The organism is Halanaerobium polyolivorans (genome assembly GCF_020711195.1).
Lineage (GTDB): Bacteria > Bacillota > Halanaerobiia > Halanaerobiales > Halanaerobiaceae > Halanaerobium > Halanaerobium polyolivorans.
Map to the genome: position 1 here is coordinate 1 of NZ_JAJFAT010000007.1, position 14,275 is coordinate 14,275.

Genomic DNA, 14,275 nt, shown 5'->3' on the forward strand with positions numbered 1-14,275 from the left:
GGAGCTTCTGGTATTTCAGCTGAGGATTTAAATACTGCTGTTGCTTATGGAGTTAATAAAGTTAATGTAAATACAGACTTTCAGCAGGCATTTACAGCCAAGATAAAAGAAGTTTATGCAGAAAAGCCTGAACTTTATGATCCCCGCAAATACTGCGGCCCAGGTAGAGATGCGATTACTGAGAAAGTAAAAGAAAAAATTAAAATCTTGGGCAGCAATGATAAAGCCTGGTAATTTAAGGTTGATCTGAGAAATATATCGAGGGGAAGTTGCCTTTTGGTGATTTCTCCTCTTTTTTCTTTTTCAGAAAGGAGTTTAAATTGACACAGATCTGGTTTACATTTATTGTAATGGCCTTTTTTATTATAGTGGCAGGCACTTATATTTCGCTTTTTGGTGAAATTATTGCCGATAAAAGTGGTTTAGGTCAGGTCTTTATCGGTGTTGTTTTGATCTCTTTAGCAACCTCACTGCCTGAGCTTGTTACAAGTATTACTTCTGCTGTTGTAGGTGCACCTGATATAGCTGTTGGAAATGCATTTGGAAGTAATACCTTTAACCTCGCTATGCTTTCACTGGCTGATCTTCTGCAGGGACATGGCCCTCTTTTACTTCGGGTTAACTACAGTCATATAATCACCGGCCTTTTGGGCATTCTACTTTCAGCCCTGGTAGTTTTCAGTTTGATCGTCTCCCACTTCATGAATATTCATCTCAGTATTTTCGGAATAGGTATAGATAGTATAGTTTTACTTTTAAGTTATTTAGGTGGGATGATTCTAATTTTTAAATATGACAAAAAAAATCCCCTGGATAAAAAACATAAGGTAAAAAAAGAAAAAACACATAAGTACAGTTATAAAACTGCTTTAATTGGTTTTGCTGCAGCTGCTGTGGTCATTCTCTTTAGTGGTATCCGTCTGACAACTACTGCCGAAGAGATTGCCCTTTTGACAGGTATTGATCAGAGTTTTATCGGTACTATTCTTGTTGCTGCTGCAACATCTTTACCAGAACTGGTAGCAATTATTGCAGCTGTAAAAATTAATGCCTATAATCTGGCTGTAGGTAATGTATTTGGCAGCAATATTGTAAATATGGCAGTTATATTTTTTGCCGATCTATTTTATCAGCAGGGAGTTCTGCTTGTAGATGCAAAAATAATTCATATTGTAACAGCAGTAGTAGGAATAATTATGACAACCATTATTTTGATCGGGCTGTTTTATCGTTCCCGCCGCTCATTTTTATTTATGGGCTGGGATGCTATCCTGGCAGCTTTAGTTTATCTTGCCGGGGTTTATATATTATTTCAACTCGGACTAAACGTTATTATTTAAAATAATTTGTTAAAAGCTTCGCTTACGTATTTAAATTGTTTTAATTATTGCTTGTCCGAATGTATCAGTGTTTCTTAGATGAATGCGGACAAGCTAACAAATAATTAAAACTGCTTTAAATACTGCTCTGCTTTAATTACAAATTATTTTAAAATTATTTTAAATGAATAACTTAACGATAGAGCAAACTTAAATATAATTAAAGATACTAGAAAGGTGGACTTGATGTGTTGAACATCAGTGAACTAGAGAGAAAAACAATTACAGAATTACATGAAATTGCAAAAGAGATGGGGGTTTCCGGCTATTCTCAGATGAGAAAAAAAGATCTGATCTTTGCAATTTTGGAAAAAGGGACCGAACAAGGAGGTCATATTTTTGCTGAGGGAGTTTTAGAGATTATCAACACTGAAGGTTATGGTTTTTTAAGACCTTCTAAATATATTCCTTCCAGTGATGATATTTACATATCTTCTTCGCAGATCAGACGTTTTGATCTTAGAACCGGTGATGTTGTCTCTGGACAGGTTAGAGAACCTAAAGACAGTGAAAAATATTTTGCTCTACTGAGGATCGAAGCTGTAAATTATCAGGATCCAGAAAAGGCTAGAGAAAGAGCCTATTTTGAGGATTTAACACCACTTTATCCAGAAGAGAGATTCAAATTAGAATATCACAAAAATGAAATATCCACCCGTTTTATTGATTTAATTGCTCCGATCGGTAAGGGCCAGCGGGGGCTGCTTGTTTCTCCTCCTAAAGCCGGTAAAACCGTACTCTTAAAGAAAATTGCCAATAGTATCCGTCATAATTATCCGGAAACTAAGATGATGATCCTTTTAATTGATGAAAGACCGGAAGAAGTAACAGACATGAGGCGTTCGGTTGATGCTGAGGTTATCAGCTCTACCTTTGATGAACCACCAGAAGAACATATACAGGTTGCCAAACTGGTTTTAGAAAAAGCCAAAAGACTGGTTGAACATAAAAATGATGTTGTTATTTTGCTGGACAGTATTACCAGACTGGCCAGAGCATCAAATGTAACAATACCACCCAGTGGGAGAACCCTCTCAGGTGGGCTTGATCCAACCGCAATGCATTTTCCCAAGCGCTTTTTTGGAGCTGCTCGAAATATAGAAGAAGGTGGTAGTCTAACCATAATTGCAACCTCACTTGTTGATACAGGGAGCAGGATGGATGATGTTATCTATGAAGAGTTTAAAGGCACAGGTAATATGGAACTCCATCTGAGCAGAAGACTGGCTGAAAAAAGACTTTTCCCTGCTATTGATATCAACCGTTCTGGAACAAGAAAAGAAGAAATGCTGCTGGGAGAAAAAGAACTGGAAATAATCTGGAAATTACGTCAGCAGACTGCTGATTTAACAGATTATGAGCTCAGTCATACTTTTTTAAAGCAGCTTAAAAATACCCAGAATAATGAAGAACTGCTTAAAACATTAGATAAGATATTTAGCAATTGATTTTGCTTGCATAGCTAATAGTGCTGTGTTATAATATACTCTAGCTTGAGAATTATGTCTTTACTCCGATTTAACTAGATTAATTTATCGGTTAAAAATAATAATGTATGCAAGAGAGGTGATATAGATGCGTGAAGGAATCCACCCAGATGTTAAAGAAACCACAGTAGCCTGTGCCTGCGGCGAGGTTTATCATACTAAGTCAACCAAAGAGGATATTAGAGTTGAGGTATGTTCCAGCTGTCATCCATTCTATACAGGAAAACAGCGTAAAGCTAAAAAAGGTGGTCGTGTTGAAAGATTTAATAAAAAATATGGGATTTCAGAAGAATCAGAAGAAGATTCTGAATAGAACGGAAGAGAAATCCTTTTTTTCTGCTGCAGGGCTTAATAGCTCTGCTTTTTTTTTAGAAATTTTTTAAAGCAAGTAAAAGCACAGTTATTTTTATCATTATTTATTTAAGAAATAAAAGTTCATATTGGGGTGAGTTGATGTACAAGATTACAAAAAGCGGCTGGATTGAAGTTATCACTGGATCTATGTACTGTGGTAAAAGCGAAGAATTGATCCGCAGACTGCGTCGAGTTAAAATAGCCAAACAAAAAATAAGGGTTTTTAAAGCTTTAATTGATGATAGATATAATAAAAATGATGTGGTTTCTCACAGTGGAAACAGTTTAGAGGCAATTCCTATTGAAAAAGCAGATGAGATTTTAGAGCAGATAGATGATACGGTAAATGTAGTTGGAATCGATGAAGCTCAATTTTTCAGTCAAGATTTAATTGAAATCTGTGAAAAGCTTGCTGATCGTGGGATCAGAGTTATTATAGCAGGTTTAGATAGAGATTTTCGCAGTGAGCCTTTTGGTCCAATGCCGGAATTGATGGCCAGGGCAGAATATGTAGATAAGCTTCATGCTATCTGTATTCAGTGTGGAGAACCAGCCAGCAGAACTCAGCGCTTGATAGATGGAGAACCGGCAGCTTATGATGATCCAGTTATTTTAGTTGCTGCTTCAGAAGTATATGAAGCTCGCTGTAGAAGTTGTCATCAGGTTAAAGAAGCGGATTAAAATTATTTAAAGTAGAAGAGGTGAGATTATTAATGTTCGATTTAGAAGAAAAAATGGATAAACTTGTGGATAAATATCAAGCTTTAAACAAAAAATTAAGTGATCCAGAAGTTATCAATGACAGCAGTAAATATCAAAAATTATTGAAAAAACATGCTAAATTAAAGAAAATTGTAGATAAATATAAAGAATATAAAGAGCTTAAACAGGGTATAGAAGAAGCCGAAGAAATGATAGAGCTGGAAGATGATCCGGAAATGCAGGAATTAGCAGAAATGGAAATAGAAGAATTACAGCCAAGCAAAGAAAAATTAGAAGAACAGCTTCCGATCATGCTCTTACCAGATGATCCCAATGACGAGAAAAACGTAATAGTTGAGATTAGATCAGGTGCCGGTGGAGATGAGGCAGCACTTTTTGCAGCAGATCTATTTCGGATGTACAGCCGCTATTCCGAAAGCCAGGGCTGGAAGGTAGAAGTAATGAATGCCAATCCATCTGGTGTTGGTGGCTATAAGGAAATTATCTTTACAGTTGAAGGTGCTGAAGTATATAAGTACCTTAAATATGAAAGTGGAGTTCACAGGGTACAGAGGGTTCCTTCCACGGAATCAAGCGGCAGGATCCATACTTCTACAGCAACCGTTGCTGTTTTACCGGAAGCTGAAGAGGTAGATATAGATATAGATGCCAATGATTTAAGAATTGATGTTTATCGTTCCAGTGGACCTGGAGGCCAGAGTGTAAACACAACAGACTCTGCGGTTAGAATTACCCATGAACCAACCGATATAACCGTGTCCTGTCAGGATGAAAAATCACAGCATAAAAATAAAGCTAAAGCGATGCGGATTTTAAGGGCCAGAGTTCAGGAAAAAATAGAGCAGGAAAAACAGGCCAAAAGGGCAGAAGCCCGCAAATCACAGGTTGGAACAGGGGACCGCAGTGAAAAGATTAGAACCTATAACTTCCCTCAAGGAAGGGTAAGTGACCACCGGATTAATTTAACCGTTCACCAGCTTGATAAAATACTCGATGGAGATTTAGCACCGGTTATAGATGCCTTAATCGAGGAGGATAATATTAAGAGATTGGAGAAGATATAAGGGTGAATATTAAAGAACTTCTCAATAAAACAGACGATTTTCTGGCCCAGAGGGGCATAGAGAGTTCTCGCCTTGATGCAGAAGTACTGATGGCAGAACTGCTTGATATGGAGAGGATCCATCTTTATGTTAAATATGATTACCCCTTAAAAGCAGAGGAGATAAAAAAATATCGGGAAATGGTCAAAGAAAGAGCTAAGCGAATCCCTTTGGCTTATATTATTGGCAAAAAAGAATTCATGTCTTTAGAATTTGAGCTATCAGAAGCTGTTTTGATTCCCAGACCAGACACCGAAAATCTGGTTGAAGAGGTAATTAGCTACTGCCGGGAAAAAGAACTCCAAAAACCACAGATCATTGATGTGGGCTGTGGTAGTGGAGCTATTGCAGTTAGTCTGGCCTATTATCTAGAAGGTGCCAGGGTTGTAGGTTCTGATATTTCAAAGGATGCCCTTAAGATTGCCCGCCACAACCTAAAAAAATTTGAACTTGAAGAAAGAATAAGTGTTGTCCGCAGTGATCTGCTGACAGAATTTATCAAACGGGAGATCAGTGAAATTGACATTATAGTTTCTAACCCTCCCTATATTTCGGAAAAAGAAATGGAAGAACTGCCACCTGAGGTAAAAAAAGAACCCAGAACAGCACTGGCAGCAGGTAAAGAGGGACTAGATTTTTATCAAAAACTGATTCCCCAGGCAGAAAAAGTGCTCAAAAAAGAGGGGATGCTTTTTTTAGAAATTGCTTCACAACAGGCAGAGGCTGTATTCGATATTTTTGGTGAAAATTGGAGTCAGCTTGAGTTAATAAAAGACTATGCAGATCATGATAGAATTATTTCAGCTAAGTATGAGGGAGAATAGTTAAAAGATGAGCTATCAAACAGAAATTATTAAAACCAATAATGATGATCAGGCAGTAGAAAAAGCTGCTAAGCTGCTTAAAAAAGGTGAGCTGGTAGCCATACCAACCGAAACTGTTTATGGTCTGGCAGCAGATGCTTTAAATCCAGAAGCTGTTCAAAAGATTTTTAAAGCTAAGGGTAGACCCCAGGATAATCCCCTCATTGTTCACATTGGAGCGCAAAAAGATTTAGAAAAATTAATCTCGGAAATAGTTTCCAAACGAGCCCAAAAACTTATCGATAATTACTGGCCTGGACCTTTAACCTTAATTTTTAAAAAAAGTTCTTTAGTTCCAGCTGAGACTTCAGCCGGATTGGATACAGTTGCGGTTAGAATGCCCTCTCATCCCTTAACACTGGCTCTTCTGCAGAAAAGCGGTCTGGTTTTAGCAGCTCCAAGTGCAAACACTTCGGGTTATCCCAGCCCAACAACAGCTGAACATGTTTATGCTGATCTCAAAAATAAAATACCCCTGATCTTAGATGGGGGTAATTGTGAGGTTGGTGTTGAATCAACCGTTATCGACCTCAGTCAAAAAGAGGCAGTTGTCTTAAGACCGGGAGGTATCAGCAGAGAGGAACTGGCAGAATTTTTAGGAGAAGAACTAAGATTAAATAATAGCTTAGATAATGATCAAGCAGGAGTAATTTCACCCGGGATGAAATATAGACATTATGCTCCCCAAAAAAATTTATATATTTTTGAAACTGCAAAAAAAGATTTGCTTTTCAAGCGAGCTGAAGAGAAAAAAATAGCTCTAATAATTTCACGGCAGACTGAGCTGGGTCAACAAGAAGAAAAGCTCAAAATCATCAGAGCCTATGATAGGGAAAATCCAGCCGAGCTGGCCCGAAAGTTATTTGCTCTTTTAAGAGAACTTGATAATGATCCTGAGGTAGAAGAGATTTATATAGAAGAATTAGCTCAGGAAGGTTTAGGAGAGACTTTGATGAACAGGATCTATAAGGCAGCAGCAGCAAAAGATGAAGCTCAACCAGGAGGTGGAGACAATTCATAGAATTTTATTTGTCTGTACAGGAAATACCTGTCGAAGTCCGATGGCAGAATATCTTTTAAAAGATATGATCAAAGAGTCCCAAGAGGTTGACATAGATAATTGGGAGATAATATCTGCAGGAATTTCTGCAATAAAAGGTGTTCAAGCAAACGAAAAAACTAGCAAGGTTATGTCAGAATTGGGGATAGACTTAGCTAAACACAGTTCTAAAAATATCAAAGATATAGATTTAAAAAAAGAAGATATTATTATTACCATGAGCCGTAAACACAGCCGTTTTCTACTTTTAGAATATCCAGATTTAGCCGATAAAATATTTACCCTAAAAGAATTTGCCGAAGAAGAAGAGAGAGATGTTGAAGATCCCTTTGGATTATCTTTAGAGGTCTATAGGGAAACCAGAGATGAATTAGAAAAAGAATTGAAAAAAATATTGCTTAAATTAAAGGATTTTAGTTCAGATTAAAAGGTCTAATCAGATTTAAGTAGAATAAATAATAATAAGACGCTTTTAACAATTAACAAATTATTCCACAAAAAATGAAGGGAGAATTAACTTTGAGTAAAGTACATGTAATGGATCATCCGCTAATCACACACAAACTATCAATTATCAGGGATAAAAATACAGGTCCTAAAGAATTTAGAGAGCTGGTCAACGAAATTGCCACCCTGATGGCTTATGAGGTAACAAGAGACCTTCCTCTAGAAGAGGTGGAAATAGAAACCCCGCTTAGAAAAGATAAGTTCAAAATGATTTCTGGCAAAAAAATTGGGATCGTCCCTATTTTAAGAGCCGGTTTAGGAATGTTAGATGGGATTCTTAAATTGATGCCTGCAGCCAGAGTGGGACATATTGGTCTTTATAGAGACCCAGAAACCCTGGAAGCTGTAGAATATTACTGTAAATTACCGACAGATATTGAAGAGAGAGAACTGCTGGTAATTGATCCGATGCTTGCTACAGGGAATACAGCTTTAGAAGCAATTAAATTTATAAAAGATAGAAATCCCAAAAATATTAAGTTAATGGTTTTAATAGCTGCTCCTGAAGGTGTAGAAAAAATTCAAAAAGCTCATCCAGATATAGATATATGGGTAGGAGCTCTTGATGAAAAGTTAAATGATCATGCTTATATAGTACCCGGACTTGGTGATGCTGGTGACAGATTATTTGGCACTAAATAATTTAAATTTGATTATGCAAAAAATATTTTGGGGAGGGAAGTTAATTGCAATACTTAGCTGCATTTTTAATCAGTTTAATAATTTCGCTTTTAAGCACCCCCCTTATAATTAAATTAAGCAGCAGCTTATCTATAGTAGACAAACCAGGCAGAAGAAAGATCAATACAGAAATAGTACCAACTGCAGGTGGGATAGCAATTTATCTTGCCTTTATGATAACAGCTTTAGTTGTTCTTCCTTTGGGAGAGACCTTAAAAGGAATTTTGATCGGGGGCAGTTTTATGCTCATAGTTGGCTTACTTGATGATAAATATGTGATTTCAGCTCCCCTTAAATTTTCTGCTCAGATTGTTGGTGCCTTGATTTTGATAGCTTATGGGGTTAGAATAAATTTTATTACCAACCCCTTAGGAGGACTCTTATACCTGGGAATCTTTTCAATTCCCTTTACGGTTTTCTGGATTGTCAGCATTATCAATACCATTAACTTAATCGATGGACTTGATGGTTTAGCGGCAGGAGTTGCAATAATTGCTGTTTCAACCCTTTTTGTGGTTGCTTTACAGCAGAATCAGACAACTGCAGCCCTCTTAGCTTTGATAACAGCAGGCAGCTGTTTAGGCTTTTTAAAATATAATTTTAATCCGGCCCGCATCTTTATGGGAGATACCGGATCAATGTTTATCGGTTACATAATAGCAGCTGTTTCCATTACCGGTGCTTTAAAAAGTGCAGCTGCAGTTACAATTTTTGTTCCCATGCTGGCTTTAGCAGTTCCAATTTTAGACACAACCTTTGCCATAATCAGGCGAGTTTTTAATGATCGCCCAATTGGGGAAGCAGACCAGGGCCATATTCATCACCGTCTCCTGGCAATTGGCATGAACCAGAAACAGGCTGTAATTTCAGTTTATATACTCAGCCTGGTCTTAGGAGCAGTAGCAGTTATAATTAATGGATTTCAGTTCAATTCTGCCTTTTTAATTTTTGCAGCAGTTATTTTAATGATTATTTTAGGAGCCAGAAAGCTGGGACTTTTTTCAGTTAAAATCCCTAAAGACGGGCGTTCTCTGGAAGACAGCCAAACATAGCAATTGCAAGAAAATTGCGAATTTAAGGATATTGTTGTTTTTTTCACAAAGTTACTTGCATATTGAATTAATCTGTAATAAAATATTGAAAAGGTAAGATTATATGGATAAAAATAATTGGAATCAAATTTTAAGAGCTCTGTCACTTTTAACCCAGGTAGGTCTGATCATTATTATATCTGGGGGAATTGGTTTTGCTTTTGGTTATTTTATCGATTACCTTTTAAATTTTGAATTATTGTTTAAATTAACTGGACTTCTAGTTGGTTTAGGAGCCGGTTTTTATACTGTTTATAAACTGCTTATTTCCACGTTTGATGACTAAAAAAAGAAAAGACTAAATTATTATTAGGAGAGGAGGAATTATATTGAGTCCAGGTCCAGCGGTACAATTTTATATATTTGGTAATCAAAACCTTCCTGTTACTGATACTCTTTTAGTTGGTTGGTTAACAATGATCATTATTTTAATCGGGGTCAAATATCTGACAACTAAGTTGGAAATCAGACCGAATAAAAAGCAGAATGTGGCTGAATTATTGATTGAAGCTATTCACGGTCAGATAGAGCCAATGTTACCTGGAGAAGGATGGAAATTTCTGCCCTTTATCGCCACTATATTTATCTATATTACTTTAAGCAACATTATAATCGTGATTCCTGGTTTAACCAGTCCTTCAGCTGATCTAAATTTAACCTTGGGTCTTGCTTTAGTGGTCTTTATTGTTGTACAGCAGCAGGGAATCAAAGAATATGGATTATTTGGTTATTTAAAAAGTTATGCTGAGCCGGTAATATTTTTACTGCCGATAAACATAATTGGAGAACTGGCAAAGCCAATTTCTCATTCTTTCCGTCTATTTGGTAATATCATAGGTGGTTTGATTATTGTAAGCTTGATTTATCAGGCTGCTCCACCGATTATACCGGTCCCACTGCATTTGTGGTTTGACCTTTTTGTTGGTTTAATTCAGGGCTTTATCTATGGTATGGTTGCCATAGCATATATTTCAGTGGCCAAAACATAATGAGATTTTTAGTTTCCAGAAAGGGGGAAACTTTATATGATAGAATTTAGTCCAGAAGTAGCTGAAAGTATAATTACTATAGCCTCTTTTGTTGCTTCAGGCCTGGCCTTGATAGCAGGTGTTGGTCCTGGAATAGGAATGGGTTATGCTGCTGGTAAAGCTACCACAGCGGTGAGAAGACAGCCTGAGGCCAGAGGTGCAATAATCACAACCATGTTATTAGGACAGGTTGTATCCGGTTCAACTGGGATTTATTCTTTGATTATTGCTATTTTCTTGATTTTTGGTATTTAACACATCTAAATTTATTGCTTAATTTTTAAGTTTTTAATCCTTAAAAGAAGTAAAAATCATTTGAGAATGACTGAGGAGATTATAAATGAAAGAAATTAAAGATCCAAAAAAACTGCAGAAGAAGATTTTGAAAACCACTTATTTGATCGCTCTTTTGCCGATTATCTCGGCCATAGCAGCTGGAGATATGGAATCTTTACTTGGTTTTGTCTTTGGTCTTGTAGTTGCAACCCTTCTTTTAAGATTAAAATATAATAACATAATAAGGGCACTTAACATGGATATGGAAAGTGCAGAGAAGTTTATTAGGAATAGGTATTTTGCAGAATATGGACTTTATTTTCTTGTTTTATTCACAGCAGCCAGAAATCCCAGTCTTAATTTTTTAGCTGCTGCAGTAGGTTTGTTTATGATTAAATTTACTGTTTTGCTTTTGTCGGTTAAGGATTTGTTAAAAGATACTTTTCAAAGTCAATTTGACAGGTATAAATAATTTTTTGTTTTTTTATTACTGAAAGGAGGAAACTATAATGGTAGAATTTTCACCAGAAGTTATTGAAACTATTATTAGAGCATCAGCACTTTTAGGAGCAGGTTTTGCAATGATTGCAGGTATTGGTCCTGGTATTGGTCAGGGTTATGCTGCTGGTAAAGCCGTTGAATCTGTAGCAAGAGATCCAGAAGCAAGAGGTAATATCATTACTACTATGCTTTTAGGTCAGGCTGTTGCTGAGTCAACCGGTATTTACTCACTGGTTATTGCCATTGTTTTAATCTTTACAATATAGTATTTAGTAGATTATTAAGTCGGGAGATTATTCTCCTGACTTAATATTGCTTTGCTGTATTGAGGAATTATCTTTATTATTTAATACAGCCCATCAAATTACTGGTGGGTTGGAGAAAATTATCTGGTCTGCAGGACAAATAGCCTGCAGCTGATTTTAGAAATATATATTTTAGTAATGTAGATAGTGTATAGTGTTGTGATTTAGAGTTGTGATTTAAATGCTCAGCTAATCAAGGCAGTAATTTTAATAATACAGGATTCTGAGTATAGCTTGAAGCCAAATTATCTTTCAGGAGGTGAATGTTCTCTTGGTTAATATTAACACTACAATGTTGTGGCAGGTATTCAACTTCTTCGTTTTAATGTATTTGCTAAAAAGATATCTCTATTCACCAATAAAAGAGATTTTAGATAAAAGGGCAGCCCATGTAAACAGTGAGATAGATGAGGCTGAAAAAATGCGCGAAGAGGCAAAAGAACTAAAAGCAAAATATCAAAATAAATTAAAAGAAGCTCATAATGAAGCCCAGTCAATTATTGATAGGGCTGAAGATAGGGCCAATCAAAAGGCTAAAAATATTGTTAAAGAAGCAGAAAAAAGAGCAGAAAATATCAAGCAGAAAAAGTTGGCAGAGATAGAAAAAGCCAAAAAAGAAACTATGGCAGAATTAAGAAATAAAGTAGCTTCTATGACAATTTTGGCTACCAATCGATTAATCCAGGAGCAATTAGATGAAGACAAGCACCAGGTGATGATAGATCAATTTATCGACCAGCTTGATGCTGAGAAACTGGGTGAAATACAATGATAAACGAAGCAGCTAATAGATACAGCCGCGGTCTTTTTGCTCTGGGTAAAGAAAGAGAGAGGCTTATAGATTTTAAAGAAACTTTAGAAGAATTCTGGCAGGTTTTGGAGGAAAACGAGGATTTAAGAAATGTTGTTTTCCACCAGAGGATACTGCCCAAAGAAAAAAAGCGGGTTATGGAAAAGATTTTTACTGATGAATTAAATCAGGATGTTCTCAACTTTCTTTATATTTTAATTGAAAAAAGAAGAGAGTATCATTTAAAGTCAATTATTAATGAATTTAAGCAGCTTGTTGATCAGGAAGAAAAGATTTTAGATGTTGAAGTAACATCTGCTGTGGAATTAAATGAGAAATTAAAAGAAAAACTGCAGGCAAAACTTGATCAAATTTTAGATTATAATATCAGGATTTTCAATGTAGTTGATCAAAGTATTATAGCTGGCCTTAAGATCAAGGTTGGAGATTACATAATCGACGGCAGTTTGCTTTATGATCTCAAAAGGTTACAGCAGAAAATCGAATCAATTCCAGTAAGTAAGCTAGGGGTGAATTAATTTGAAATTAAGACCGGAAGAAATTAGTTCCATTATAAAAAAAGAAATAGAAAATTATGGACAAAAAATGGAGTCCGTGGGTGTTGGTACTATTCTCGATGTTGGAGATGGTATTGCCCATGTCTACGGACTTAAAGATGCCATGGCAGGAGAGCTGCTAGAATTTCCCAATGGAGTTTTTGGGATGGCATTGAACTTAGAAGAAGATAATATTGGAGTAGTTTTGCTTGGTGATCAAACCAAGGTAAAAGAAGGTGACGATGTAAAAAGGACCGGAAGAGTTGTTGAGGTTCCGGTTGGTGAAGAACTCTTAGGAAGAGTGGTTAATCCACTTGGTCAGCCACTAGATGGCAAGGGTTCTATTGAAAGTGATATATATCGTCCCGTAGAATCAGAAGCACCAGGGGTGGTTGAACGTCAGCCTGTTGAGGTTCCACTGCAGACAGGTTTAAAATCAATTGATGCTATGACACCGATTGGTAGAGGTCAGCGTGAATTAATTATCGGTGACCGTCAGACCGGTAAAACAGCAATTGGTATTGATACAATTATTAACCAGAAAGATAATGACGTAATCTGTATTTATGTGGCCATTGGACAGAAAAATTCAACGGTAGCTCAACTTACCAAAAGGTTGGAAGAAGAAGGGGCCCTGGACTATACTATAGTGGTATCTGCTACTGCTAGTGAGTCGGCTCCAATCAGATATATTGCTCCCTATGCAGGTTGTGCGATGGGAGAACACTTTATGTATGAAGATGATAGAGATGTACTTGTTGTTTATGATGACCTTTCTAAACATGCTGTTGCCTACCGGGCAATGTCACTTCTCTTAAGAAGACCACCTGGACGTGAGGCTTATCCAGGGGATGTATTTTACTTACACTCCCGTCTTTTAGAGAGAGCAGCGAAATTAAACGATCAAGAAGGTGGGGGCTCACTTACAGCTCTACCTATCGTTGAAACACAGGCCGGAGATGTTTCCGCCTATATTCCTACCAACGTTATTTCTATCACTGATGGACAGATCTATCTTGAGAGTGAGCTTTTCTTCTCAGGTGTTAGACCAGCTGTTAATGTTGGTATTTCTGTGTCCAGAGTTGGTGGTAATGCTCAGATTAAAGCGATGAAGGATGTTGCTGGTACTTTAAGGCTTGACCTTTCCCAGTACCGTGAACTTGAAGCGTTTTCACAGTTTGGGTCTGATCTTGATAAAGCTACCCAGCAAAAGCTGGCCCGGGGAGAAAGAATAGTTGAGATCTTAAAACAGGATCAGTATTCTCCCATGGATGTAGAAAATCAGGTTATTGTCATATATACTGTTGTAAATGGATTTTTGGATGATCTACCTGTTGATAACCTGCAGCGCTTTGAAGCTGAATTTCTGGAATATTTGGCCAATAACCAGCCAGAAATAGGACAGGAAATTAAAGAAAAAGGTAAACTGACAGATGAACTCAAAGAAAATATTGAAAAAGCGGTTAAAGATTTTAAAGATATATTTGAAGTTAAAAAGAAAACGATTGTTGATATGGATGAATCTTTAACAGAATCTGATGCCGAAGCAGAGGAAGCTGAGGTGAAATAA

The 14,275-nt window shown here is 36.7% G+C and carries 19 protein-coding genes; all 19 read left to right on the forward strand.

Annotation, left to right across the window (positions count from 1 at the left end; all coding sequences use genetic code 11):
• Window positions 1-234 (forward strand): class II fructose-bisphosphate aldolase (locus LJ207_RS05995; protein ID WP_229345140.1); only part of this gene is annotated, 234 nt, incomplete at its 5' end.
• Between the two features lie 86 nt (window positions 235-320).
• Window positions 321-1,340 carry a sodium:calcium antiporter gene (locus tag LJ207_RS06000; protein ID WP_229345142.1) on the forward strand — a complete coding sequence of 340 codons (1,020 nt, stop codon included), beginning with the start codon at window positions 321-323 and terminating at the stop codon, window positions 1,338-1,340.
• A 227-nt stretch (window positions 1,341-1,567) separates the two neighbouring features.
• Window positions 1,568-2,827, forward strand: coding sequence for a transcription termination factor Rho (gene rho / locus LJ207_RS06005; protein ID WP_369414164.1), 1,260 nt, complete (start codon window positions 1,568-1,570; stop codon window positions 2,825-2,827).
• A 127-nt stretch (window positions 2,828-2,954) separates the two neighbouring features.
• Window positions 2,955-3,179 (forward strand): 50S ribosomal protein L31, encoded by a 225-nt coding sequence (rpmE, locus tag LJ207_RS06010; RefSeq protein ID WP_229345144.1) that lies wholly within the window; start codon window positions 2,955-2,957, stop codon window positions 3,177-3,179.
• A gap of 140 nt (window positions 3,180-3,319) precedes the next feature.
• Window positions 3,320-3,901, forward strand: a complete 582-nt coding sequence (locus LJ207_RS06015) for a thymidine kinase (RefSeq protein ID WP_229345146.1) — start codon at window positions 3,320-3,322, stop codon at window positions 3,899-3,901.
• A 32-nt stretch (window positions 3,902-3,933) separates the two neighbouring features.
• A complete protein-coding gene (gene prfA, locus LJ207_RS06020) occupies window positions 3,934-5,007 on the forward strand; it encodes a peptide chain release factor 1 (RefSeq protein ID WP_229345148.1) in 1,074 nt (357 codons plus the stop codon).
• Between the two features lie 2 nt (window positions 5,008-5,009).
• Window positions 5,010-5,870 carry a peptide chain release factor N(5)-glutamine methyltransferase gene (gene prmC / locus LJ207_RS06025; protein ID WP_229345150.1) on the forward strand — a complete coding sequence of 287 codons (861 nt, stop codon included), beginning with the start codon at window positions 5,010-5,012 and terminating at the stop codon, window positions 5,868-5,870.
• 7 nt (window positions 5,871-5,877) lie between these two features.
• On the forward strand, window positions 5,878-6,930 hold the full coding sequence (locus LJ207_RS06030) for an L-threonylcarbamoyladenylate synthase (RefSeq protein WP_229345152.1): 1,053 nt from the start codon (window positions 5,878-5,880) through the stop codon (window positions 6,928-6,930).
• Window positions 6,896-7,396, forward strand: a complete 501-nt coding sequence (locus LJ207_RS06035) for a low molecular weight protein arginine phosphatase (protein WP_229345154.1) — start codon at window positions 6,896-6,898, stop codon at window positions 7,394-7,396. Before LJ207_RS06030 ends, LJ207_RS06035 begins: the two co-directional genes overlap by 35 nt.
• Window positions 7,397-7,470: 74 nt before the next feature.
• Window positions 7,471-8,118, forward strand: coding sequence for a uracil phosphoribosyltransferase (upp, locus tag LJ207_RS06040; protein ID WP_439649678.1), 648 nt, complete (start codon window positions 7,471-7,473; stop codon window positions 8,116-8,118).
• A gap of 44 nt (window positions 8,119-8,162) precedes the next feature.
• Window positions 8,163-9,209 (forward strand): MraY family glycosyltransferase, encoded by a 1,047-nt coding sequence (locus LJ207_RS06045; RefSeq protein WP_229345157.1) that lies wholly within the window; start codon window positions 8,163-8,165, stop codon window positions 9,207-9,209.
• 103 nt (window positions 9,210-9,312) lie between these two features.
• On the forward strand, window positions 9,313-9,534 hold the full coding sequence (locus tag LJ207_RS06050; protein WP_229345159.1) for an AtpZ/AtpI family protein: 222 nt from the start codon (window positions 9,313-9,315) through the stop codon (window positions 9,532-9,534).
• 43 nt (window positions 9,535-9,577) lie between these two features.
• On the forward strand, window positions 9,578-10,237 hold the full coding sequence (atpB, locus tag LJ207_RS06055; protein WP_229345161.1) for a F0F1 ATP synthase subunit A: 660 nt from the start codon (window positions 9,578-9,580) through the stop codon (window positions 10,235-10,237).
• Between the two features lie 36 nt (window positions 10,238-10,273).
• Window positions 10,274-10,531, forward strand: a complete 258-nt coding sequence (atpE, locus tag LJ207_RS06060) for an ATP synthase F0 subunit C (RefSeq protein ID WP_229345162.1) — start codon at window positions 10,274-10,276, stop codon at window positions 10,529-10,531.
• An 85-nt stretch (window positions 10,532-10,616) separates the two neighbouring features.
• A complete protein-coding gene (locus tag LJ207_RS06065; RefSeq protein WP_229345164.1) occupies window positions 10,617-11,024 on the forward strand; it encodes an ATP synthase subunit I in 408 nt (135 codons plus the stop codon).
• A gap of 37 nt (window positions 11,025-11,061) precedes the next feature.
• A complete protein-coding gene (atpE, locus tag LJ207_RS06070; protein WP_229345165.1) occupies window positions 11,062-11,319 on the forward strand; it encodes an ATP synthase F0 subunit C in 258 nt (85 codons plus the stop codon).
• Between the two features lie 310 nt (window positions 11,320-11,629).
• Window positions 11,630-12,130, forward strand: coding sequence for a F0F1 ATP synthase subunit B (atpF, locus tag LJ207_RS06075; RefSeq protein ID WP_229345167.1), 501 nt, complete (start codon window positions 11,630-11,632; stop codon window positions 12,128-12,130).
• Window positions 12,127-12,687 carry an ATP synthase F1 subunit delta gene (atpH, locus tag LJ207_RS06080; protein WP_229345168.1) on the forward strand — a complete coding sequence of 187 codons (561 nt, stop codon included), beginning with the start codon at window positions 12,127-12,129 and terminating at the stop codon, window positions 12,685-12,687. The genes atpF and atpH overlap by 4 nt, the downstream gene beginning before the upstream one ends.
• Before the next feature lies 1 nt (window position 12,688).
• Window positions 12,689-14,275, forward strand: coding sequence for a F0F1 ATP synthase subunit alpha (atpA, locus tag LJ207_RS06085; RefSeq protein ID WP_229345170.1), 1,587 nt, complete (start codon window positions 12,689-12,691; stop codon window positions 14,273-14,275).

What these genes read in the sequence shown, in the direction of transcription:
- rpmE (WP_229345144.1), top strand. Translation starts at nt 2,955, where the DNA reads ATGCGTGAAGGAATCCACCCAGATGTTAAAGAAACCACAGTAGCCTGT.
- LJ207_RS06015 (WP_229345146.1), top strand. Translation starts at nt 3,320, where the DNA reads ATGTACAAGATTACAAAAAGCGGCTGGATTGAAGTTATCACTGGATCT.
- prfA (WP_229345148.1), top strand. Translation starts at nt 3,934, where the DNA reads ATGTTCGATTTAGAAGAAAAAATGGATAAACTTGTGGATAAATATCAA.
- LJ207_RS06030 (WP_229345152.1), top strand. Translation starts at nt 5,878, where the DNA reads ATGAGCTATCAAACAGAAATTATTAAAACCAATAATGATGATCAGGCA.
- LJ207_RS06035 (WP_229345154.1), top strand. Translation starts at nt 6,896, where the DNA reads ATGAAGCTCAACCAGGAGGTGGAGACAATTCATAGAATTTTATTTGTC.
- upp (WP_439649678.1), top strand. Translation starts at nt 7,471, where the DNA reads ATGAAGGGAGAATTAACTTTGAGTAAAGTACATGTAATGGATCATCCG.
- LJ207_RS06050 (WP_229345159.1), top strand. Translation starts at nt 9,313, where the DNA reads ATGGATAAAAATAATTGGAATCAAATTTTAAGAGCTCTGTCACTTTTA.
- atpE (WP_229345162.1), top strand. Translation starts at nt 10,274, where the DNA reads ATGATAGAATTTAGTCCAGAAGTAGCTGAAAGTATAATTACTATAGCC.
- LJ207_RS06065 (WP_229345164.1), top strand. Translation starts at nt 10,617, where the DNA reads ATGAAAGAAATTAAAGATCCAAAAAAACTGCAGAAGAAGATTTTGAAA.
- atpE (WP_229345165.1), top strand. Translation starts at nt 11,062, where the DNA reads ATGGTAGAATTTTCACCAGAAGTTATTGAAACTATTATTAGAGCATCA.
- atpH (WP_229345168.1), top strand. Translation starts at nt 12,127, where the DNA reads ATGATAAACGAAGCAGCTAATAGATACAGCCGCGGTCTTTTTGCTCTG.